The organism is Levilactobacillus tongjiangensis (assembly GCF_003946345.1).
Taxonomy (GTDB): domain Bacteria; phylum Bacillota; class Bacilli; order Lactobacillales; family Lactobacillaceae; genus Levilactobacillus; species Levilactobacillus tongjiangensis.
This window is the reverse complement of sequence record NZ_RHNY01000018.1, coordinates 32,177-53,344: the sequence shown is the minus strand read 5'-3', so window position 1 is coordinate 53,344 and position 21,168 is coordinate 32,177. Positions and strand designations below refer to the sequence as shown.

The following is a 21,168-nucleotide window of genomic DNA, read 5'->3' as shown; positions in this document are numbered from 1 at the left end:
TGCGTGGCTTCAAAAGTCGATTAGAACAACTTTTATTCGTAGATACCTGGCAGCTAATTAACTAGCACAACGGGTATACGACTAGTTTTTGATAGTGTTTGCCCTGCCAGTATAGGTTGGCCACAAAGTTGGTCTTCGCTGTGACGTAGGTCCCATCAGCTAGCTGGTAGCGGGTGCGTCCCTGCGCTGACTTGGTCGTTCCCACGACCTTGAACGTCTTAGCCTGGATTCGTGGCAGGCCCTTGACGTGAGCGACGCGTTGACTGGCTTTAAACGTTGGTTTTGTGTAACGATAGAGTCCCTGCTTGGCGTAAATCATGAATGGTTGGAAAGCAGCTGCGTTCTTGGTGTAAACATAAGTCACCGTTTGCGCAGAGGTTGTGAACTTGCCAGCAGGCGTGCCAATGGTCTTGACCAAGGTATACCCCTTGATGGCCCTTTGCTTGGCCTGATAAGGTGCATTAACTGTGCCATTAATGACGGTATCTTTGGCTAATTTCGTGCCACTGGCCGTTTGATAGTGCACCGTGACTGGCGCCGCTTTTGCTTCAGCGGTGTTCGTGTTAGTAGTGGTGGCCGTTGGCTTACCATAAACGTAAGTGAAAGTTTGCGGCGTATCCTGGTAAATACCCGTGGGCGTGCCACCTTTGATGGACTTTAACGTCAGGCCCTTGAAAGCAGCGTCGGTTGTTTTGTCCGGCAAGGTGTACTTGTCGCCCGGCTTACCTGAGCTGATCTCATCGTCTGCCAGCTGATTACCACTGGCATCTTGAAATTTAAAGGTCACAGTTGGATTGTAAGTGTAGGTGACTTCATTTGTTCCTGCAGGTGCGACCGTATCTAGTTTGTAACCCGTAATGTCAGCCGCGGGCTTGGCCGTTGTTAACTCGGTCATCAGGGCCGCCGCTTGTTGGGTGCCAACCGTAAACGTTAACTTCTGTAAGGAAGTGTTCGCTGGGTTAACGCAATTGATGGTCAATGTCGTGGTGGTCGTGTCACCGGACGGATCGGTGTAGTCTACGTCAGCTGCATCAAGGTATTCCGTCTTATTGATTTGATAATAGCTTTTACCGGTATCTAAGTTAAGTAAAATTTGGTCTGTGACACTCTCGAAGCCCCTAGCAACTCGTCGGACCGATTCGACTTTGCCAGTATTATAAAATAGTGGAACGGAATCAGTGAAGTTAATGAGTGATCCTGTCGGTGCTGTTCCATGAACTTTTAATAGTGCGTGGTTAGGTGCCAACTCAATCGAAGTCCACACGGTGTGGCCGCTGGCACCAGAGTCAGCATTGGCACTGGTCAAGCCCCCGATGAGTCCGATACCAATCAGTAAACTTCCTAATCCTAGTAACCATTTCAATCGTCTTCGTAACCCCATAAAACCGCCTCCGATAGTTTCTCATACATTATCGCTTGTATTAGGTCAATCATAACACTATTTGTGAAATCGATTGCATGACATTAGATTTTTAGTGATTGTCTAAAGGTTGAAAGCATTGAAACACCCACTATGCATGATGCAACAAGGATTGGGTATTAGGGTTTAGTCAAACATAATAGGGAATTGCCGCCTTACCGTTCGCCAAATTTGGACTGGAACGCGGCGGGAAGGACGGGACAAGCCAAAGGGCGGTCTTGCCCCTCGCTTGAAGCCGAAAAGCACGTCTTCAAGTCGCCATTTTCAAGAAAGACACTTGAAAATCCCACGGCTGAGTCCAAATTTGACTCACTCTCGGCTACTCAGTGGAGTACCAATAATATTGCGTAAGTGCTATCACTCAGTCACTTAAACTAGCTTAGTTTTCAAGAACCCGTTTAACCGGAGGAGGTCAGAGGTGGAGCCAGCTGTGTCGACGGTGTTAGCCGATTTTCGGCTTACAGCGTGGGACGTGTTTGGAGACTGGTGATTTTTCCAGGCTTCAAACCGAGCTGAAGGACCGCTTTTCAGGCCGTAGGCGTTCCCCACAGCAGGCGGAATCTCTGACCGCCGCAGGTGGCTGGGTGAGACTAATTTCAAGCCGATAACGCCTGATTATTCTTGGCTTGACAACGGTTTTTACACTTTCAACCTTTAGTAATTGCAAATAACCAGCAAGCACAATTGTGTTTACTGGTTATTTGCTGTTTCGTGTTAAGTTATCAAACAATTGAAGCAACTTGTGAATCAAGATTCGGGTTAGGCAATAGTTGGCCGACGAACGCCTTAGTCGACCGATTGCAGGGCATCGAGCATGTTGATGTGCTTCAATTTCAAGTGCATGATCCCCATCACTAACAGGCTAAATGCTAACGTCAATAGCGCCGCGTAAACGTAACTAACCGGGTGAATTCCGGGCGAAAACATCAGGGTATTGGTCTCAGCTGTGGTGAGAATGTAACGATGCAGCCAATTTCCCAGGAAGCACCCGAAGAAGATACCGAGGAGTGTCAGAATCAAGTTTTCACGGAAGATGTACATGGTGACCTCACCATCGTAGAAGCCCAAGACCTTAATGGTGGAAAGCTCCCGGATTCGTTCCGCCACGTTGATGTTCGTCAGATTGTACAGGACGACCAAGGCCAACGCGCCGGCAGCGACGACGAAAATCAAGACGACCAGATTCATGCTATCTAGCATCTGAAAGTTCGTCTTCTTTTCCGTGCTTAGGAGGGTGACGTTTAAGATGCCCTTGTGTTTTAGCAGGTTGTTCGCAAAGGTATTTTCGGCCCGTTGTCCGTGTTTGGTGAATTGCACTAGGTTGCCATTGTACGTTGGCCGGTGGTTAAAGACTTGCCGATAGTAAGCGGGCGCTAGGTAGACAAAGTGACCGACGTAGTTTTCCGAAATAGCCGCTACTTTGACGTTTACAGCAGTCTGATTACCCAGCTTAACGGGCAGGGGCAGGGTGTCGCCCACCTTGACGTCGGCTAACTTGGCGAGTTTCTCGTCAATGATGGCGCCGTTAGTGGTCAGGTGTTGGGCGCGTTGGGTTTGCCGGTCACGGAGCACGACGAATTTAGTTAACTGCTGAGGATGCTGGGGGACACCCAACGTGGCGGTTTGATTGGCCATGCCCGCCTTTTGCACGGTGACCTGAGATTGCTTGAGCACGAGGTCCTGTCGATACAGAGAATTGTGGTGCAGGGCGTGTCGCTGGGCCGTGGTCTGTGAACCGTTGCGTACGACAATGGCGTCGTAGTGCCAAAGCTGATTGAACTGTTTCGTACTGATGTCGCCGATGGAATCCTTGAGGCCAAAGCCAGTGATCATCATGGCCATGCACCCAGCGATACCGAGAACGGTCATCAACAGGCGTTGCTTATAGCGAAAGAGGTTGCGCAGGGTGACTTTATGGGTAAAATTCAGTCGCTTCCAAAGACCATGCCACCGTTCCAACAACAAGGTCTGACCGGCTTTGGGCGCCTTGGGCAACATCAATGTTGCAGGCAGACTGTGTAGGTCGACCCGCAACACGACGAATGCGCTGCCCATGGTGCAGATCAGGGCGATCACGAGGGCAATTAGGATGTCAGCCCAGAGGTACTGGACGTTGATGGCTGGCAAATTATACATGCTGCCATAAGCCTGAGCAATAAAACGGGGAAAGAAGTTAACGCCAAAGCCGACGCCAAGTAAGGTCCCCAGCAGGCTAGCTAGTCCACCGTACCACATGAATTCACTGCCAATAGCCGTGTTGGTATAGCCAAGGGCCTTGAGGGTCCCCATTTGAATCCGGAGTTCGGTGACCATCCGGGTCATGGTCGTCAAACAGATCAGTGCCGCGATGGCAATGAAGAAGAGGGGGAAGACCGTCGAAAGAGCCACGACCCGTTGCGTATTTTCATGGTATTCACTGTACCCGGGGTTGGCGGCCCGTCCGGTATACAGGTAGGTCGGCCGGGGGATGGCAGTGATTTGGGCCTGGGCGTGGGCAATTTGTTGTCGGGCAGTCTTGACCGGCGCGGCGCCAGCTGGAAATTGTTGGCTGAGCTGGTTCACCTGGGCGATGCGTGGTGCCAATTTAGCTCGAGCTTGACGTTGGAGCTGTGCCTGACGTTTGGCTGCTTGAGGGGTGAACCAGGTCTTTAACCGCGTCGTGTTTTCTTGATTGAGCCGACGATATTTGGCGGTGTACGGGGTAACGCCGCTCAAGTTTTTAAAACCAACGTCAATGCGACTGGCCACGGTTTGTTTTAGTGTGCCAGGCTTAACTAGGGCAAAGTAATCCAGTGTGCCCTTACCAACGGTGGTCACGCCCCGGTCCGTCGTTTCGATGTAGCGGGGGGAATTCACGAACCCGACAATTTTAAAGGTCCGTCGGTGAAATTGTTGGTTTAGCTTGGTGGTCGTGGCGATACGGTAGGTGTCACCCAGTTTTAATTTAGGTTGTAGGGTGCGGGCCTGCTGGTCGAGGACGATTTCATTCGCCTGATGAGGCAAGTGACCACTAACCACGGTCAGGCGGTTGAGACGCTGGGTCGCGGGAATCTCGGCGACCCGAACGACGCGATTATTATTCAATTGGTTAATATCGATGGATTTTACAGCTTGGTAGGTAACTTGTTGTCGGTGTTGGTGAAGAATCGCTAAATCCTGTTTGGTAAGACCAGCCGTAGATTGCACGCTATTCGTGGCCAGTCTTTGGTGGGCGTAGTAATCGGTTGCTGCTTGGAGCATGTCGGGTCCCGTGGCCCGAATACCGGTGTAGAAGGCAACGCCAAGAAAGATGATCAACATGATCGACAGGAATCGTGCCTTGGAGTGACCGATTTCTCGGAGAATTAGTTTAAAATAACTGGTTGTCATGGTCAGCACCTACCATTCAATGTCAGCGATGGGCGTGGGCTGAGGATTTGGTTTGATCGACTGAACCTGGGCATCGTTGATGTGAATAATGAGATCGCCCATCTCAGCAATCGCACTGTTGTGGGTGACGATGATGACGATCATATTGGTCTGACGAGCACCATCCTGAATGACTTGGAGCACTTGCTTACCCGTTTGGTAATCCAGGGCGCCAGTAGGTTCGTCACACAGTAACAGCTTAGGATTCTTGGCAACAGCCCGTGCAATGGCAACCCGTTGTTGCTCGCCCCCGGAGAGTTGGGCGGGAAAGTTGTTTGCCCGCTGCGTCAGACCGACCAGTGCCAGGGTCTCATCAACGTCGCGAGCATCGCTGGTGATTTGTGACGCCAGTTCCACGTTTTCCTTGGCAGTGAGGTTGGGGACTAGGTTATAGAATTGAAAAACAAACCCCACGTCTTGGCGGCGGTAGGTGGTGAGTTGTTTGGCATTGAGCTGGGCAATGTCTTTGCCGTCGATGAGAATCTGACCGCTAGTGGGACTATCCATGCCGCCGAGCACGTTAAGTAGCGTCGACTTGCCAGCACCACTGGGGCCTAAAATGGTGACGACTTGGCCACGTTCTACGGCGAATGAAATATCGTGGTTGGCAATTGTTTCCTGGTCACCTTGTTTGAATTTGCGAGTTTCCTGCTTAACTTCTATGTAGGCCATCTTCAGGTCTCCTGTTCTTTTGAGTTTACTTTATTGGTTCAGGCGTTATAGGCGCACCCAGCCACCTGCGGCGGTCAGAGGTTCCGGTTAAACGGGTTCTTGGAAACTAAGCCAGGTTAAGTGCCTGACCAAGCCCTAATACCCAATCTTTGGTGTATCAGGCATAGCGGGTATTTTAGTGTTTTTAGCCTTTAGGTGTCAAATTAATTGTAGGCGGAATGCAGGGGTAACACAACGGTAAACGGTTACAAACTAGATACAAAAAACTAGCAAATTTAGAATGAAATTTGCTAGTTCGTGGGAAAATATTCTTTGTTTAAGGGGCATCGTTCAAAAGAGTGTTGATTAGAATTGACCGACAATGTTAGTTGAAGCTGGTCAAGGACGGGACCCTGTGTAAGTAGTATCAGACTAGGGCTCCTAGTCTGATACTACAGGTCAGTTTAGAGACTTGCGTGTTTTGCAAGGCTCTAAGCTGAGGTTGAAGACCGCTTCTCAGGCTTCGACCGTCCCCTCATAGGGTGAAGTCCTTGACCAGCGAAACGGATGTATTTGACCAGCGTCAATGTCATCTAACGAGGCATGACGTGCAGCGTAGCGGCAGTTGGGTTTTCTGAAATCATTTTTGGTAAAGAACGTTGGCCATCGTACTTGGCTTTGTAAGCAGCCGTAATTTTGGCATCCAAGTCGGCCGATTGTTCGGCTGGTTCGAAACGGGCCGCAAAGTTGTGGTCACCGACGCTGATTTCGCCAGCATTTTGGGCAACAGCGGTCATGTACCAGTTGGTCTGTTGGCCGTTCCAGCCGCGCGAGTAGACGTTGCCATCGACAACGACTTCCCAGACGGGAGATTCCTCTTCAAAGGTGGTCATGTCAGGGTTATAAGGTTTCATCGTTAAAGTGTGGTCATTTAAAAATAAGTTTAATTGTTCAGTGGTCCATTGGGTAGTTGTTGTATCCATCGGTAAACTCCTCCATTTTCAATTCAAGTCAACGGTAGTCATCCGCGCCTGCGAGAACGCGAGAATTTGTAAATGATGCTTACAATTCGTAAGCATATATCTATTGAGAATAAAATCAAATATCCAAAATGATTAAATTGAAAGATACTATTGGAATTTGGTGCTCTTGCTCATTAAATTAAGGCCCCTAAATGGCTGTCAACTCAGTAAGATAGCGAATTGAACACATGATTAGTGAGCAACCCCCAAAACTTTTTCAAAGAATTAACTGATTGCTTGATAAATTAGTAGTTTTTTTGAATTTTCAGTAATTTGGCGTTGCCTTCGAGTGGCCCTAAGGGTCTATACTCAGACCTATCAGCAATCAAGGAGGAATTTAAATGCCAACAATTACGGATACATTTGACTTAAATAACGGTCTGAAGATGCCTAAGGTCGGTTTTGGAACCTGGCAAACGCGACCTGGTAAGGAAACTTACGATGCCGTTAGCAATGCTTTAAAGGCCGGTTACCGGTTCATTGATACTGCCAAGGCCTATCAAAACGAACAAAGCGTCGGTGAAGCCATTGCTGCCAGCGACGTTGCTCGTGCCGATATCTTCGTCCAAACGAAGTTACCAGCTGAATCGAAGACGTATGACGAAGCCATGGCTGACTTTGACAGTAGTTTGGCCGCTTTAAACCTCGATTATGTCGATTCTTACATCATTCATGCACCATGGCCATGGGCCCAAATGGGGTCAAACCATGATGCTGAGAACCGCGAAGTTTGGCGAGCGATGCAAGATATTTATAACAGCGGTCGGGCCAAGGCGATTGGGGTATCAAACTTCAACTCCCACGACTTGGAAAACCTGTTAACTTGGGATGGCTTAACGGTCAAACCAGCCGTTGACCAAATTCAATACTACGTGGGTCACACGCAAGTAACTATCGTGAAGACGGCCGAAGCTAACCAAATTGTGGTTCAGGCGTACTCACCACTGGCCACTGGTGGTCTGGTAGACAGTCCAGAGCTGGAACGCGTTGCCGGTAACTATGGCGTCTCAATTCCCCAATTGGCACTACGCTTCGTCATCCAAAACGGCGTTGCACCATTGCCAAAGGCTAGAGCGATGGCTCACGTTGAAGCCAATGCCCAACTCGACTTTGACATCAACGAAAAGGACATGGCCTTCTTGAACCGGTTAAGTGACGCCAATGGCTGGCATCCGGTTGGGGATTAAAGAGTGTGGAACGAGCCGGTTAGACTCTGAGCATTAACGTCGTAAAGGGGATAACCCTGGTCTTGGGTTATTTTCTTTACGGGGTTAAGCGCAGGGGTCTGGCTCGTGGAGCACGTTTCGGAAGCTGCCAGTTTCAAGTATCTAAAGGCAACGACTGCTATAGTTTCTCTAACAGATTTAAATACCACAACTATCAAAAAATTCATCAAATATCCACAACGACAAGAAAAAACAAACAACCTAAAAAGCAGAGTCGTCACTCCCCCGTGGCGGTTCTGCTTTTGCGTTTACAGCCATGCCTAAATGCTATGGCTTCTAATTTGAGATAAGTATTGGATATACGCCTGCGTCGTCTCTATACTAACGGCTAGAGAACAAAGAAGGAGTCGTGAATTTTAATGACAGAACCAGCAATTTTTCAACGCGCGTTGGCCGGAGAACCCTTAGACTTCACCGGTGAGGATTTTCAACTCATCAACCAAACGGTCCAACGTACGCAGGAACTCTTAAAGAAGTTCAACCATATTGATCAAACCAACGAACAGCGACGGGCGACTCTGAGTCAAGTCGTTGGCTACAGTGTCCCGGAATCTGCTGAAATCAACGCACCGGTCCATAGCGACTTTGGCCCGCATCTCTTTATCGGCGACAACGTTTACGTGAATCAGGGCGTGATGTTTGTCGACTTAGGCGGGATTTATTTGGGTGACGGGGCGTTGATTGGACCTGGTGCCATGTTGTTGACGGTCAATCACGTTGAGGACCCGGCCCACCGGCGGGACGTCCAAGCCAGTGCTGTTCACGTTGAAAAGAATGCCTGGGTCGGTGCTGGCGCTATGATCTTACCCGGCGTGACAGTGGGTGAAAATGCCATTGTTGGGGCCGGGTCAGTGGTGACCAAGGATGTTCCGGCCAACATGGTCGTGGTCGGGACGCCAGCCAAAGTTTTACGGCGAGTCAAAGGGAGTACGGAGGCGTAATTTGGTAGATTTATCGGCTATCTGTGAGTCTGAGTAGGGGCTAATATCGCTTGAATTTCAGCTAATAGGGCTTGCGCGGCTGTAGAAAGGTGTTGGCCCTTTAACCAGACTAGGCTGGCTCCCGACGAGATGCGGGGCTTTAGGGGAATGAAGGTCAGGTCAGTCTGGTTGGTGTTGATGATGCCATCCAATCCTAAGGCGTTACCGACGCCAGCAGTCACTAGCAGCGAGGCGTTATACAGTAAGTTATAGGTGGCAGCGACGTCCAAATCAGCCTGGGTAAAGCCGAATAGGTCGTGGATGCGTTGGCTACCGCCCTGTTGTGGGAGAATCAATTTCGTGTGGGCCACATCGTCCAAACTAACCGTGGCTTGTTGGGCCAGTGCTGACCGACTTTGAACCAGTAAGCCCCAGCGACTTTCGCCTGGTAACCGCAGAAAGTCATAGTCGGTCTTGTCGACGGGCTCCATGACCACGCCAAAGTCGAAGACCCCGGAACTTAACTGTTGGTGAATTTCGGCGGCATCGGTGCTGACCAGGTTGACCTGAACGCGGGGATGCTGGTGATTTAAATGGCCGATGGCTTGGGCCACCGTCAACATACTTCGGGCCTCAGCGCTGCCCACGAAGACGGAGCCAATGTCTTGGTCCTGGTGAATGTTCGTTAACGTTTTATCTGCCAGCGATAAAATCTGTTTGGCCTGATTGGCGAAGTATTCGCCATCTGCCGTCAAGCGAATGGTGCGATTGCCCCGGTCAAGTAGGGTGGTCCCCAGCTCTGCCTCTAAATCTTTAAGCTGGCGGGACACGGTTGGTTGCGACACATGTAGGCGGTCGGCCGCCTTGCTAATGTTCTTCTCCTGAACGATCATCATGAAGTAACGGAGAACACGTAATTCCATGGATAAAGCCCTCTTTTCTGGATGATTTTAGCGGTTTTTGATTTCTAGTCGGTTCATAAAAATCGTCGTTACCCATTTAGGGGGTCGCGACGATTTTTTTGCTAAAAGGGTGACAAAATCTTCGTGAATTTCGTTAGTAAGGGTAGGGACTAGTTTTCCAGAACCCAAGTCCAGCAACCGATTGTGAGGAGCATGATGTCGATAACTAGGAGTCCCAGAAAGACTGGCGCGGCCATCAGGACCAACATGACGATAATGGTCCCCGTGAGCCATTTGATTTTGAGCGATGGTAATGGCTGGTCATTGTATAGCTTCGGGGTGGTGAGTGCGAGCAGGGCAACCAGGACGAGCGCGGTCACGATGACTAGGCCGCGGTAGTCAATGACCTTGCCGGATTCAATCGTTTGGGCAATGAAGAAGGATTGGAGGGTCAGACAGGCAATTAGGAAGCGGTGAATGCCCCGGAACAGGGAAATGGGCCAGTAGCGGTGGGCGGTGATCGTCCGTTCATCCATCAGGGTGTAGTAGATCATCCAAGTCCCGGTGATACAGGCCATGGCGATGATAAAGTGGGTGTAGTCCGTCAGGTGCGTATGTTCCGCTGCCATGTGTTCGATAATGCCGGCTAACGATTCACCGAGGACAATCATGGTGAAGAGTCCGTAGCGTTCGAGAATGGCGGAGTTGAGTTCAAAGGGAATCTTCCGCAGACGGAATTCGCGGTCAAAATTCCCATTCTCGGCCATGACGGCGCTAAGGAAGATAATCAGGCTCACGACGATCAGTCCCTGTTGGACGGCGAGGTTGGGCACCCAAATGCTGGCAATAAATAGAGCTTCACCAATCGTGTAGGCAATCAGAAACGGTCGCGTCGTGGTGGCGTGGAGCGGGTCGGCAATCATGGTCCGTAGATAGAGGTACATGTAGATGAGTTGGTTAAACGAGTAGGCCAGAATAAAACCAGTATAGTGGCCGGCGAAGACGTCCGGTGTGAAGGTGGCGGTGACCGCCACGGCCATGATTTGAATGATGGAGAAGAAGACGTTTCGAAGGTTATTTTTCCCATGGAGGTCGAAGTAGAGCACCATGTTGGTCCAGGTATTGAAGAAGAACAGAAAGAGAACCCAGAATGTGACAAATCCGTACAAATTAAAGTGTTCCGAGAGGTTTTCCACGAAACTATGAATGATGACCACGTAGATTAGGTCTGAGAACAGTTCCAGCCAAGAAATTTTACGATTTTCGATGGTGTTGGTGATGGTCCGCGGGGCACCCCACCAGCTTTTAGGTTTGTTAGTCAATTGGATTTCCTCCAGAGAAATTATTATGTAGCGATGATGCGGACAGAATTAGAGCGGTATTGCACGAATCTGAGTGTAAACCTCGCCGAAGGTCGCCAGGGCTGGTGCGAGCTGTGGGGACGCTTCAGCCGAAGAGCGGGCTTCTCGCTCAACTTGAAGCCCCGAAAGCCCCGCGTCTTCAAGCTTGCCCGTGCTGTAAACTGGCGAAAAATCATCGCCAGTTAACACCACTTTCACGGCTAGCACCAGCCCTGGCGACCTTCGGCTACGATTGGTTTGACAGCAGTCATAGCGGATAAACGGTCGGTTAGAAATATAGGCTGAGAAGTTTGAAGTGACTCGCAGCTTGCTGTCTGATGATTTTGGGATGAAACGTTAGTCACTACGGCGTGTAGTGGAAAAAATTAGTATTTAATTCATCCGTAGTTAAGCGGTAAGTCCAATAGTCAGTTTGCCATTCCACAGGATTTCAACGATTGCCCAATATAAGTCGGAGGTGGTCAGGGATGGAACCAGCAGTGAAAATGGCATTGGCGAGCGGTTTTTGCTTGCCTAGGCCATGGGCGCCTTTGAAGACACGGGTTTTTCGTGGCTTCAAAGCGAGCGAGAAGCCCGTCCTTTGGCTGAAGCGACCCCACAGCTGGTTCTATCCCTGACCGCCGGAGCGGCATTATGTGACGTTTTACAAGCATACATAAAATGAATGGTGAAGCATTAAAACTAAGCATTTTACATAATTATTAATCGCCAGTATGATGATGTCAATGAGTTGAACTCGAAGGGAGTGTTTTTACGTGAGTAAGTGGACACAGGAACAATTAGCCGCGTTTTCCACGGCAGATGATATGCGGGTCTCACCGTTCTATGAGGATGGTAAAACCTACGGCACACCGACCTGGATCTGGTCGGTGGTGGTCGGTGACCAACTGTACGTGCGAGCTTGGAACGGCCAGCAGTCACGGTGGTATCAATCGGCGAAGCAACAGGGAGCCGGCCGCATTCATTTGGCTGGGCAGGACTTTGAGGTCGCTTATGTGCCAATCCAGACTGACGACCGATTAACGGCCGCTATCAGTGAAGCGTATGCAACTAAGTACGCGGGGAGTCCCTATTTACCGCCAATGGTTGCGGCGGGTCCCGTTAGCGCAACCGTCCGGATAGAGTTGCTTTAGGCTTAAACTTGTAGCTGGTCAGCGTGCAACGTTCTGTGCAGTTACACAGAATACTGTCACTTAACTTTCTTGATTGCCGGACTAATTAGTGAGTATTAAACGGTTGAAAGGGTTATATTTAAAATGTTGACCTACTAGTTGCCGACTCGCAGATTTTATTCAGCTGGGCGTAACTGGTGGCTAGAAAATATAGACGAAGCTATCCATGATAAAAAATTAGGAGGATTCAAAATGACAAAAGTTATGATTCTCGGTGCCCATGGTGCCATGGCACAATTAGTTGCGGAACGGTTATTGCAGGAGACCGACGATACGTTGATCCTGTTCTTACGGAATGCCTCACGACTGGCCAAGTATGAACAAAACGACCGGGTCACCTTGGTAGACGGGGATGTGCACGACACAGCGGCTGTTGCCACAGCGATGAGCAATGCCGACGTCGTTTACTCCAACTTGGGTGGTACCGATTTGGACGTTCAAACGCAGAGCGTCGTGGATGCCATGAAGCAGACTGGCAAGTCACGGTTGATCTACATCAGCTCACTGGGCGCTCACGATGAAGTACCTGGCAAGTTTGGCGAGTGGAACCACCAGATGATTGGGGCCTACTTACCAGCGTTTGCCCGGACGGCGGAACTGGTGGCCAAGTCTGGATTGGATTACACTGAAGTTCGCCCTGCCTGGTTAACAAATAACACCGAGGTCGATTACGAAGTGACGACGTTAGCTGATGGGTTTAAAGGGACCGAAGTTTCCCGGCAAAGTGTGGCGGACTTCGTGGTCAAGGTCATCAACCAGCCAGCGACCTACGAGAAGGCCAGTGTTGGGCTGGACAAGGCCGGAACTGACGGCGACAAGCCTAGCTGGTACTAAGGGGGCATCACGATGGCAGTGATTGATGTTTTTGCCCACGTTCTACCACCCAAGTTTTTGGCACAAATGAACGCGATTCACCCCAACGTCCTGGCTAATTTCCCCTATATGAAGAACGACCTATTGACGGACGTTGCGCAACACCGATCCTCGTTACCAACGGCTCACCAACAAATTATTTCGGCGGTCAACTTGAATCCGGAAGACTTTGTTGACCCTGACCAGGCCGCCAAATTGTGTCGGTCTGCCAATGCTGAAATTGCCGCCATGGTGCGGGATAATCGCGATATTTTCCCAGCTGGGGTGGCGATGTTACCGATGAATAACGTGCCTGCCGCCCTGCAGATCATCGACGACCAGGTGGCTGGCAGTGATGCGTTGGTCGGCGTCCAGCTCTTCACGCAAGCGTTGGGCCAGCCGGTTACGGCTGAAGCGTATGAACCCGTTTTTGCTAAAATGGCCGCCATCGGTACGCCCATCTGGTTGCATCCGGTCTTTGATATGCAGAAGCCGGCTAACAACTTGACGTTTAGCTGGGAATACGAGCTTACCCAAGCGATGTATGGCATCGTAGCCGCGAAGTATTTTCGGAAGTATCCGGGGCTGAAGGTCATTGTTCATCATGCTGGCGCGATGGTCCCGTACTTTAGTCAACGCATCAAGTACATCCAAACGGCTGAGGACTACGCGGACTTTCAAAAGTTTTACGTGGATACGGCCATTCTGGGTAATCCCAAGGCGTTGGAATTAGCAGTCGATTTCTTCGGCATTGACCACGTTTTATTTGGGACCGATTCACCATTTGGTATCCCACCAGTGGGGCCAACGGCGGTCATCGAACAGGCTGTCAATGACATGGCGATTACAACGGCGCAGAAGCAGGCTATTTTTAGGGATAACTGGCAGGCCTTGACGGCGTAAGTATCAGGTCAGCGATAAAAGGATAATCGGGTGACCTTGAACCAACTGGTTCGGTTGCCCGATTTGCGTTAGGAGAGATTAACGAGATGATGACGGAACACGAAAAATTATTGGCGGTTCAGGATTACGATTACCGTGATCCAGAGTTGCAGGGAATCTTAGCCCGTGGCCGCAAGTTAGTTACAGCCATCAATACGGCGACTGGCACGCAACGGGCCGCTGCTATTCAGGCGTTCTTTGGGCGAACCGGGGTCCGATTGACCATTAATGGGACGTTTAGTGCACTCTACGGGCAACACATGACGGTTGGTGATGATGTCTTCATCAATGGCAATTGCACGTTTCAAGATTCAAACAAAATTACGTTAGGTAACCGCGTCATCATTGCGCCGGATACCAAGTTTTACTGCGGAGCGCACGATCTGGATGCGACACAACGGTTTGGCGTGCGTCCAGACGGTTCCCGTTACTTGGTCACCTACACCAAGCCAATTACCGTTGGCGATGACGTGTGGATTGTCGGCAACGTCACCATTATTGGCGGCGTCCACATTGGCAACAACGTTGTCGTGGGTGCCGGCGCCGTGGTCACCAAAGACGTGCCGGCTAATACGGTCGTCGGTGGCGTACCTGCGCGGGTCATCAAACCATTAGCACCATTGGCGTAAGCAATTAATTAAAGGTTGAAAGTACTGAAACACCCACTGTACCTGATACAACAAGGTGGTGGGTCAGACGTAGTGGGAAGTTGCCGCCTTACCGTTCGCCAAATTTGGACTGGAACGGGGACAAGCCAAAGGGTGGTCTTCCCCCTCGCTTGAAGCCGCAGGGCACGTCTTTAAGTCGCCATTTTCAAGAGAATCGCTTGAAAATCCCACGGCTGAGTCCAAATTTGACGCACTCTCGGCTACCTAGTGGAACGCCAATAATAGTGAGTAAGTACAGTCATCTAAGCTAGCTTAGTTTCCGAGAGCCTGTTTAACCGGAGGTGGTCAGAGGTGGAGGCAGCTGTGTCGACGGTGTTAGCCGATTTTCGGCTTACAGCGTGGGACGTGTTTGGAGACTGGTGGTTTTCCAGGCTTCAAACCGAGCCGGAGGACCGCTTCTCAGGCCGGAGGCGTTCCCCACAGCAGGCGGAATATCTGACCGCCGCAGGTGGCTGATGACACTAATTTCTCGTCTATAATGCCTTATTATTCTTGGTTTTGGAACTTTCAACCTTTTTAGTAACTAATTAAACGAGTGAAGGGCAGCGATTTCGATGGCACAGGAACACCCAGCACCACTATTTCGATTATTTAAATTAAAAATCAAAGCTGACCAACGTGACGCTTTTGTCGCGGCGGGTCAGCACAATCTACAAACTTCAATTGAAAATGAGGCGGGGACCCTCGCCATGTATGCGACCCACGTCGATGCGGCGGGGACGGCTAATCGGGTTGTGGAAATTTATCGCGATCAAACTAGTTATGACACGCACGCAAAGTCACCACAGTTTTCGGCTTTTAAGGACGTCGCTGAACAAGCGGTCACCGACCAGACGGTGATCAATTTGACGCCGGTACTCTTACTGGAACTGAAACAATCGTTGCGGGGGACTCAGGATGACGGGCACTTTATTCAGTTACATGAGTTCACGTTGCAGGCGGGCAAGGAGGAAGCGTACCGGAAGTTGATGCAAACGTCCCTCCGGACCTGGTTGGCAGGTACTCAGGGGATTCTGGCAACGTACATTGGTCGGTCGGTGACGGCGCCACAAAATTGGGTGCGTTTTGATGTTTATACCGATCTATTGGCTTACCAGACTCTCTGTCAGTCAGCGGGTTACCGGCGCTATCAAGCAGCCGGTCAAGACATGGTGCAGGAATCGACAACCACTATCTTGACGCCAGACACGCTGGTCAATCAGGGTGGGTTGGTGTTTGAGGGTTAGCGATCGGTTATGGCGTCATCAGTATGGGACTTGCCTTCGAGTTGGTCGAAGACTCTATACTAAATTTAGTCAGTTGGCTGAATCGGCTGACGTACATAGAAATCATTGCAGAAAAGGATGGTAGACAATGGATTACGTAAAACTAGGACGTACCGGATTAGACGTTTCCCGGTTGTGTTTAGGGACCATGGGATTCGGTAACGCGTCGACGGGGATGTTTCCCTGGGCCATCGCTGAAACGGCTAGCGAACAAGTCATTCGTGAGGCGTTAGACCTGGGTATTAACTTCTTTGATACAGCGAATATTTACTCACACGGCGATAGTGAACGGTTCGTGGGTCACGCACTGAATAAGTTGGCCAATCGTGACGAAGTTGTATTAGCCACGAAGGTGTTCTTCACTCCGAACCAAGCGCCTAACGTGGCGGGATTGTCCCGCAAGGCCATCTTGTCTCAGATCGACCAGAGTCTGGCACGCCTGCAGACGGACTACGTGGATCTGTACATCATTCATCGGTGGGATTACACCACGCCAATTGAAGAAACCATGGAGGCGTTGAACGACGTTGTGAAGTCCGGTAAGGCCCGTTACATCGGAGCCTCGGCCATGTTTGCTTGGCAGTTTGAAAAGGCGCAAGCGGTGGCTGAACAGCACGGTTGGACCAAATTTGTGTCGATGCAGAATCACTTGAATCTTCTTTACAGGGAAGAGGAACGGGAGATGCTGCCGCTGTGTGCGGACCAGGGGATTGCGGTGACACCATACAGCCCACTGGCATCCGGTCGCTTGACCCGCGATTGGGCCGGGGATACGAAGCGGTATGCGACTGATAAAGTGGCCCGTTCCAAGTACGATGATAGTAAGCAGTTGGATATGCCGATCATCCAGCGGGTTGGTGAGATTGCCGACAAGCACGGTGTGGACCGTGTTCAGGTCGCATTGGCCTGGCTGTTACAAAAGCAGACGGTGACTGCCCCCATCATCGGCGCTACGAAGTCGTCGCATTTGCAGGGCGCCGTTAAGGCATTGGACCTCCAACTGACGCCGGCTGATGTGAAATATCTGGAAGAGCCATACGTGCCACACGAATTAGTGGGACCGTTGGCTTCAGACGATACGAACTTTCAACGGTAAAGAGAGTGGGGCAAAGGCGGTTAGTCAATGAGCATTAACGTTGCTAGACGAATAATCCGGTCTTGGATTGTTTGTCTAGCGGGGTTAAGCGGAGTTGACTGCCTTTTGTCGCACGTTTCGACTATATATGTTCGGAGTGCAAAAACAGGTTTGAGACTTTTATCTCAAACCTGTTTTTATATTCTTGGGCTTTAAAAAATCATTTGGTGGATCATCAAAGCATGCGAAGGACAATTTCTTTGAGATACGCTAATTGTTCCTTTGAAACAGATGCGTTAAGTGGTTCTGCATTGCGAGCTAACATATCATAACCTAGAATCTGAGTCAAAATGATACTTGATGGATGTTTGGCAGTAATTGGCAAAAGGTAACGACTCTTAAGCCTCTTAGATGTGATTGGAAAAACAATAGACATTCCTGAATGGTTAAAACGATTATTTGAAACAACGACAACGGGGCGCCGGATATTGTTGCTTAGAGGACTATGGCCCCCCTCTTCGTGGCCAGCATGTGGTTCACAATCAATCCAATAAAGTTGACCTTGTTTAATCGGTGTTTTCTTTACCATAATTTCTCCCATCATCTAATAGGCCTATGTGCTGATTAAAGCTTGCGATATCCTTGGGATCATCTTTCCAAATGTCTGGGAACTCGGGACCTGTTGGTGTGAAAGGTAATTTATTGGTTTTATTTAGTTCGACTAAGAACATGTTGACGGCAGTACTTAAGTCTAAGCCCATGCCAGAGGCAACTTTGGCGGCATGTTCTTTGACATCTTTGTTTAATCGAATGGTCAGGGTTGTGTTTTTTGACAATACGCTCACCTCCAAAGATAGTATATAGCATTGTACTAACAATGTTAATCAATCCGGCTACTTTGACAATCAAATTTAAAAATAAGAGCTTGCCTTTTTAAAACTGAGACAAATGGTCAAGTATTTCAAGAAAGAGGGTGACAAATCTCACCTGAATTTCGTTAGTAAGAGTAGGGCCTATTTAAACGTCTGGTTCGTGTAGGTTTCGACGGTTCCCGTCTTGGCGCTCTGGTTGATTCGGCCGGTCAGTTTGACTCGGTCGCCAGCCTTCATCAAGACGGCCTTCGGGTAATCGGCAGTTCCCACGGTCCAGAGGGTGTCGTTGCCTTTTAAGGCAAACAGTACGTTTTGGGTGTCCCCATTTGGAATGACGACGACCCGTTCCACAGTTCCCTTGGTCTTCGTAACCTTGGAGTTCGTGGTCGAGCTGGCCGTGGAGCCAACGGAGGCGAGTTGCACCCGGTACTGGTCCAGTGCCTGGGTCGCCGTCGTGGCGTAAGCCTTCACGCTTTGGTCGGCGGCCTTGATGTAGGCGTAACTCCGGAAGGCACCGGTGGAGTCTAGCAGGGAAACGACCCAGGTTGGCGTGCCATCGATGTTGTACATGATTGGCATGGTGGCAGTCCATTTCTGGGCCACGTATTCCTTCTCGGCAATCTTCTTGGCACCGTCACTGTCCATGACCCCGATATTTTTACCAGTGTAGTAGGTCAGGGTTCCGGTTCTGGCGTTGATCATGGAGTAACCCATGGTTGAATCTGCGCTGGTCTTAGGTGAGGTGAAGTCGTTAAAGTACGAGATATCACCGTGCTTGTCGACTACGGGTGTGACGCCGTCCTCGGTCCCATTACTGTTGGGTTCCTTAACGCCGGTCTTGTTGAAATGCGCATTGAAGTAGCCGTTGCCGTACCAGCCGAAAATGTCGTTCATTTCGGCAGCGGTGGAGGAGGCAATTGATTCGTTGATAAACTTGGGGGCTTTGGCGGCAGCGTAGAGGCTAGTGGCCCCGGTCTTGGCGTTCAGGACAACGACGTGCAGGCTGTGGTAATTGATACGACTGGAGACGCCGCGCGCTTTATAAACCGTTTGAATGAAGTAGGGTTCGCCGTTGTCTTTGATTTCGAGTTGCGGTTGGCCTTCTTGGACCCAACCTGGAAAACGATTGTAGATGACTCGTTGGGCGTCGTCCATCAGGTAGGCACTCGGCGTGTATTTCATGGACTGTTTGACGAAATGGGGTTCGGCGTTCACGTTGGTGGCGTCGATCATGAAGTAACCCGGCGTCTCGCGGGCGCGTTGCCACCGCCAAAACCCGTCGAATTCAACGGGCGCGATGTAGACGGTTTTGCCTTTCACAACTTGGGTCTGGAGGTCGCCCAACTTGTAGTAGGAGGTGTTGGGAACGGTGCTCATGGCTTTGTTCATCTTGTTGCGGACGGTCTTGGGCGCAATGGCGATGGGGGTGGCATCCTTATCCAAAAGGGGCGCCGTCTTCATGGTCTTGATTTTCAAGGAGTTGTAGACGGGCTTCACGCCGAAACGGGTCTGGGCAGCGCCAAAGAGGCTGGTTAAGAAGAGCAGGCCCAGAATGGCAGCGGCGACGTTGAGTCCGCGGTTGCGACTACGAAAGCGGGGCCGACCACTCTTTTCAGGACCTTCGATCGTCACGTTGGGACTACTGAAAGCCAAAAATGGCAGGTAGGCGATACCGCTGATGACGTTGAGGATGATCAAGCTAAAGAGTGCTTTGCTTGGCAGCATCACGAAGACGGCCAGCAGGGCAATCAAGTAGTAAAAGACGTAGACGCCAATCAACATTTTGGCGTGTTGGGGGCGTTGAACCAGCCCCATAATGCCCATGATAAAGGCGGCTAGTGTGCAGAAAAATGCAACTAATAACATAGTGTATGTAACCCTTTCTAAGTTGGCAGGAAGTTTCTTACTTATGTGGCGTGTTACTAATCATCTCCAGTTTATCGTATTTAGCAGTGATGGTCTAACACCCGTGGAATATTGTTACTTAGAGCTAGTGGCATGAGCTTGAATGGTGCCTAATTTGTCAATTGTACTTCACACGTTGGTGGGGGTGAAGTACTTTAATACAAATCGCACATCAAAAAGTATAAAATGAAAAGCACCCTATATAGGGTGCTTTTCATTATCGTGACTAAAAAATTTGTATTAGAAAAACTTTGCTTGAGCTGCTTTCTTATTAATCAATAAAATTTTAGAGCCCCAGTTATAAAGAGCACTATCTGAATTAGAGTTCTTGCCTAACCAAACTCCATCAAATCCGCTAATCAATCCTTGGTCCATTCCGCTCATATACTTAAACCCTTTATGTGGAGCGGCGGCGGTTCCTTTTAATCCATCACCACTGATATAGTATGCAACCCAATGTCCAGAATTATTAGTGAAGTTTTCGGAGTTACTATGCATCCCAGGCATTACTTCCAAATACTTAGAGGGATGATATGAGTTTCCCATAATACGATGACCATTAGAGAGCGTTCCAATAACTGTTCCACCGCCAATAGAATAAAGCTTGGTTCCCTTAGCAGGCTTCAGGTATCCTTTAGAATCAGTTAATGCACCTGAGCCTTTTTTGCCAGGTTTAATTACCCAGTTATTCAAGACACTAGGTTTATTCGTGTTATTAACAGCATTACTAATACTCTTTAGCTTGCTCTTACTAATCTTATTGCTTGAGCTTACAGATGAGCTTGACTTCGACTTAGCACTCGTGGCTACAGCTTTGCTTGTCTTAGCTTTTGGAGCCTTGCCATTCTTCACATAACCGTGCCAAATCCAGCCCTTAGTCTTACCATTGCTTGATTTGATGTAGTTATAAACAGCAGTCTTCTTGTTAGCCTTAACCACCTTAGCTTGCTTAGTTCGATAGAAGGTCGTGTGCCTGTAGTTCTTAGCCTTGTGAGAAATCTTGCTTAGCTTAGCTGATGAATACAGATTTCCTTTAGAAACGTGAACAGCTTTCTTAGCCAACTTCTTGTAAGACTTAGGCGTTGCGATGTGACGCACGGACTTAGCACTAGCCTGATCGACTCCCAAACCTGCTTGGCTGATTGCAGTACCCGAGCCCATACCAACTGCGGCTAACAGGGTTGCCGTAGCGATGATCATTTTTTTAGTTTTCACGATATTATTACTCCTCAATAACCAGTTTATGTAGTGACAATACGTTTATAAGACCTATTATATGGTCATTGAAGAGATGCTTCAATAGTTAACGTGATTTAATTTTTGAATGCCAAAATAAAAAAGCTACCCCGGATAAAGGATAGCCTTGATACCAAAGCGCGTCAGGCATACTGATTTTGATCGAATAGTTTAGGTGTTATAGTTATGTAGCTGTAGAGCGAAAACTCATCTAGTTACAATACGACGTAAAGAACCAGGCAGACGGCCAAGTTAGCGATGGTTCTTTTCT

General features: G+C 49.5%; 18 protein-coding genes. 8 read left to right on the top strand and 10 right to left on the bottom strand.

Going from position 1 to position 21,168, the window contains the following annotated elements; all coding sequences use genetic code 11:
• Window positions 1-61: 61 nt before the first annotated feature.
• From EKM75_RS10525 to EKM75_RS10510, 4 genes are all read right to left on the bottom strand, one after another.
• On the bottom strand, window positions 62-1,381 hold the full coding sequence (locus EKM75_RS10525) for a MucBP domain-containing protein (protein ID WP_125694429.1): 1,320 nt from the start codon (window positions 1,379-1,381) through the stop codon (window positions 62-64).
• Between the two features lie 825 nt (window positions 1,382-2,206).
• Window positions 2,207-4,789 (bottom strand): ABC transporter permease, encoded by a 2,583-nt coding sequence (locus EKM75_RS10520; RefSeq protein WP_125694427.1) that lies wholly within the window; start codon window positions 4,787-4,789, stop codon window positions 2,207-2,209.
• Between the two features lie 9 nt (window positions 4,790-4,798).
• Window positions 4,799-5,500, bottom strand: a complete 702-nt coding sequence (locus EKM75_RS10515) for an ABC transporter ATP-binding protein (RefSeq protein ID WP_125694425.1) — start codon at window positions 5,498-5,500, stop codon at window positions 4,799-4,801.
• A gap of 572 nt (window positions 5,501-6,072) precedes the next feature.
• Complete coding sequence (locus tag EKM75_RS10510; protein ID WP_125694423.1) at window positions 6,073-6,462, bottom strand: DUF2255 family protein; 390 nt, start codon at window positions 6,460-6,462, stop codon at window positions 6,073-6,075.
• Window positions 6,463-6,842: 380 nt separating this feature from the next.
• On the opposite strand from EKM75_RS10510, the gene EKM75_RS10505 reads away from it, so the two are divergent.
• Both EKM75_RS10505 and EKM75_RS10500 read left to right on the top strand, forming a co-directional pair.
• Complete coding sequence (locus tag EKM75_RS10505) at window positions 6,843-7,688, top strand: aldo/keto reductase family protein (protein WP_125694420.1); 846 nt, start codon at window positions 6,843-6,845, stop codon at window positions 7,686-7,688.
• A 398-nt stretch (window positions 7,689-8,086) separates the two neighbouring features.
• Window positions 8,087-8,668 carry a sugar O-acetyltransferase gene (locus EKM75_RS10500; RefSeq protein WP_125681692.1) on the top strand — a complete coding sequence of 194 codons (582 nt, stop codon included), beginning with the start codon at window positions 8,087-8,089 and terminating at the stop codon, window positions 8,666-8,668.
• A gap of 17 nt (window positions 8,669-8,685) precedes the next feature.
• Here EKM75_RS10500 and EKM75_RS10495 read toward each other — a convergent pair whose 3' ends face one another.
• Together EKM75_RS10495 and EKM75_RS10490 are read right to left on the bottom strand one after the other, a co-directional pair.
• Window positions 8,686-9,570, bottom strand: a complete 885-nt coding sequence (locus EKM75_RS10495; protein WP_125694419.1) for a LysR family transcriptional regulator — start codon at window positions 9,568-9,570, stop codon at window positions 8,686-8,688.
• Between the two features lie 149 nt (window positions 9,571-9,719).
• Complete coding sequence (locus EKM75_RS10490) at window positions 9,720-10,871, bottom strand: low temperature requirement protein A (protein WP_164508788.1); 1,152 nt, start codon at window positions 10,869-10,871, stop codon at window positions 9,720-9,722.
• A gap of 794 nt (window positions 10,872-11,665) precedes the next feature.
• On the opposite strand from EKM75_RS10490, the gene EKM75_RS10485 reads away from it, so the two are divergent.
• From EKM75_RS10485 to EKM75_RS10460, 6 genes are all read left to right on the top strand, one after another.
• Entirely contained in the window at window positions 11,666-12,043 is a 378-nt protein-coding gene (locus tag EKM75_RS10485) for a DUF2255 family protein (protein WP_125694415.1), read from the top strand.
• 201 nt (window positions 12,044-12,244) lie between these two features.
• Window positions 12,245-12,916 (top strand): NAD(P)H-binding protein, encoded by a 672-nt coding sequence (locus EKM75_RS10480; RefSeq protein ID WP_225426708.1) that lies wholly within the window; start codon window positions 12,245-12,247, stop codon window positions 12,914-12,916.
• A 12-nt stretch (window positions 12,917-12,928) separates the two neighbouring features.
• Window positions 12,929-13,837 (top strand): amidohydrolase family protein, encoded by a 909-nt coding sequence (locus tag EKM75_RS10475; RefSeq protein WP_125694411.1) that lies wholly within the window; start codon window positions 12,929-12,931, stop codon window positions 13,835-13,837.
• A gap of 86 nt (window positions 13,838-13,923) precedes the next feature.
• Window positions 13,924-14,505: an LbetaH domain-containing protein gene (locus EKM75_RS10470; protein ID WP_125694409.1), complete on the top strand. Its 582-nt coding sequence runs from the start codon at window positions 13,924-13,926 to the stop codon at window positions 14,503-14,505.
• A gap of 593 nt (window positions 14,506-15,098) precedes the next feature.
• Window positions 15,099-15,770 (top strand): putative quinol monooxygenase, encoded by a 672-nt coding sequence (locus EKM75_RS10465; protein WP_125694407.1) that lies wholly within the window; start codon window positions 15,099-15,101, stop codon window positions 15,768-15,770.
• Between the two features lie 127 nt (window positions 15,771-15,897).
• Window positions 15,898-16,905, top strand: a complete 1,008-nt coding sequence (locus EKM75_RS10460; protein WP_125694405.1) for an aldo/keto reductase — start codon at window positions 15,898-15,900, stop codon at window positions 16,903-16,905.
• Between the two features lie 214 nt (window positions 16,906-17,119).
• Here the strand turns inward: EKM75_RS10460 and EKM75_RS10455 are convergent, their stop codons facing one another.
• The 4 genes from EKM75_RS10455 to EKM75_RS10440 all read right to left on the bottom strand — a co-directional run bounded on the left by EKM75_RS10455 (window position 17,120) and on the right by EKM75_RS10440 (window position 20,876).
• Window positions 17,120-17,473, bottom strand: coding sequence for a type II toxin-antitoxin system PemK/MazF family toxin (locus tag EKM75_RS10455; protein ID WP_164508787.1), 354 nt, complete (start codon window positions 17,471-17,473; stop codon window positions 17,120-17,122).
• Window positions 17,451-17,720 (bottom strand): type II toxin-antitoxin system RelB/DinJ family antitoxin, encoded by a 270-nt coding sequence (locus EKM75_RS10450; protein WP_164508786.1) that lies wholly within the window; start codon window positions 17,718-17,720, stop codon window positions 17,451-17,453. The genes EKM75_RS10455 and EKM75_RS10450 overlap by 23 nt, the downstream gene beginning before the upstream one ends.
• Window positions 17,721-17,897: 177 nt before the next feature.
• The gene (locus EKM75_RS10445) at window positions 17,898-19,622 is read right to left on the bottom strand and encodes a hypothetical protein (RefSeq protein WP_125694398.1); all 1,725 of its coding nucleotides are present in this window, start codon (window positions 19,620-19,622) and stop codon (window positions 17,898-17,900) included.
• Between the two features lie 279 nt (window positions 19,623-19,901).
• Window positions 19,902-20,876: a hypothetical protein gene (locus EKM75_RS10440; protein WP_125694396.1), complete on the bottom strand. Its 975-nt coding sequence runs from the start codon at window positions 20,874-20,876 to the stop codon at window positions 19,902-19,904.
• Between the last annotated feature and the right edge of the window lie 292 nt (window positions 20,877-21,168).

What these genes read in the sequence shown, in the direction of transcription:
- EKM75_RS10525 (WP_125694429.1), bottom strand. Translation starts at nt 1,381, where the DNA reads ATGGGGTTACGAAGACGATTGAAATGGTTACTAGGATTAGGAAGTTTA.
- EKM75_RS10520 (WP_125694427.1), bottom strand. Translation starts at nt 4,789, where the DNA reads ATGACAACCAGTTATTTTAAACTAATTCTCCGAGAAATCGGTCACTCC.
- EKM75_RS10515 (WP_125694425.1), bottom strand. Translation starts at nt 5,500, where the DNA reads ATGGCCTACATAGAAGTTAAGCAGGAAACTCGCAAATTCAAACAAGGT.
- EKM75_RS10510 (WP_125694423.1), bottom strand. Translation starts at nt 6,462, where the DNA reads ATGGATACAACAACTACCCAATGGACCACTGAACAATTAAACTTATTT.
- EKM75_RS10505 (WP_125694420.1), top strand. Translation starts at nt 6,843, where the DNA reads ATGCCAACAATTACGGATACATTTGACTTAAATAACGGTCTGAAGATG.
- EKM75_RS10500 (WP_125681692.1), top strand. Translation starts at nt 8,087, where the DNA reads ATGACAGAACCAGCAATTTTTCAACGCGCGTTGGCCGGAGAACCCTTA.
- EKM75_RS10495 (WP_125694419.1), bottom strand. Translation starts at nt 9,570, where the DNA reads ATGGAATTACGTGTTCTCCGTTACTTCATGATGATCGTTCAGGAGAAG.
- EKM75_RS10475 (WP_125694411.1), top strand. Translation starts at nt 12,929, where the DNA reads ATGGCAGTGATTGATGTTTTTGCCCACGTTCTACCACCCAAGTTTTTG.
- EKM75_RS10470 (WP_125694409.1), top strand. Translation starts at nt 13,924, where the DNA reads ATGATGACGGAACACGAAAAATTATTGGCGGTTCAGGATTACGATTAC.
- EKM75_RS10465 (WP_125694407.1), top strand. Translation starts at nt 15,099, where the DNA reads ATGGCACAGGAACACCCAGCACCACTATTTCGATTATTTAAATTAAAA.
- EKM75_RS10460 (WP_125694405.1), top strand. Translation starts at nt 15,898, where the DNA reads ATGGATTACGTAAAACTAGGACGTACCGGATTAGACGTTTCCCGGTTG.
- EKM75_RS10455 (WP_164508787.1), bottom strand. Translation starts at nt 17,473, where the DNA reads ATGGTAAAGAAAACACCGATTAAACAAGGTCAACTTTATTGGATTGAT.
- EKM75_RS10445 (WP_125694398.1), bottom strand. Translation starts at nt 19,622, where the DNA reads ATGTTATTAGTTGCATTTTTCTGCACACTAGCCGCCTTTATCATGGGC.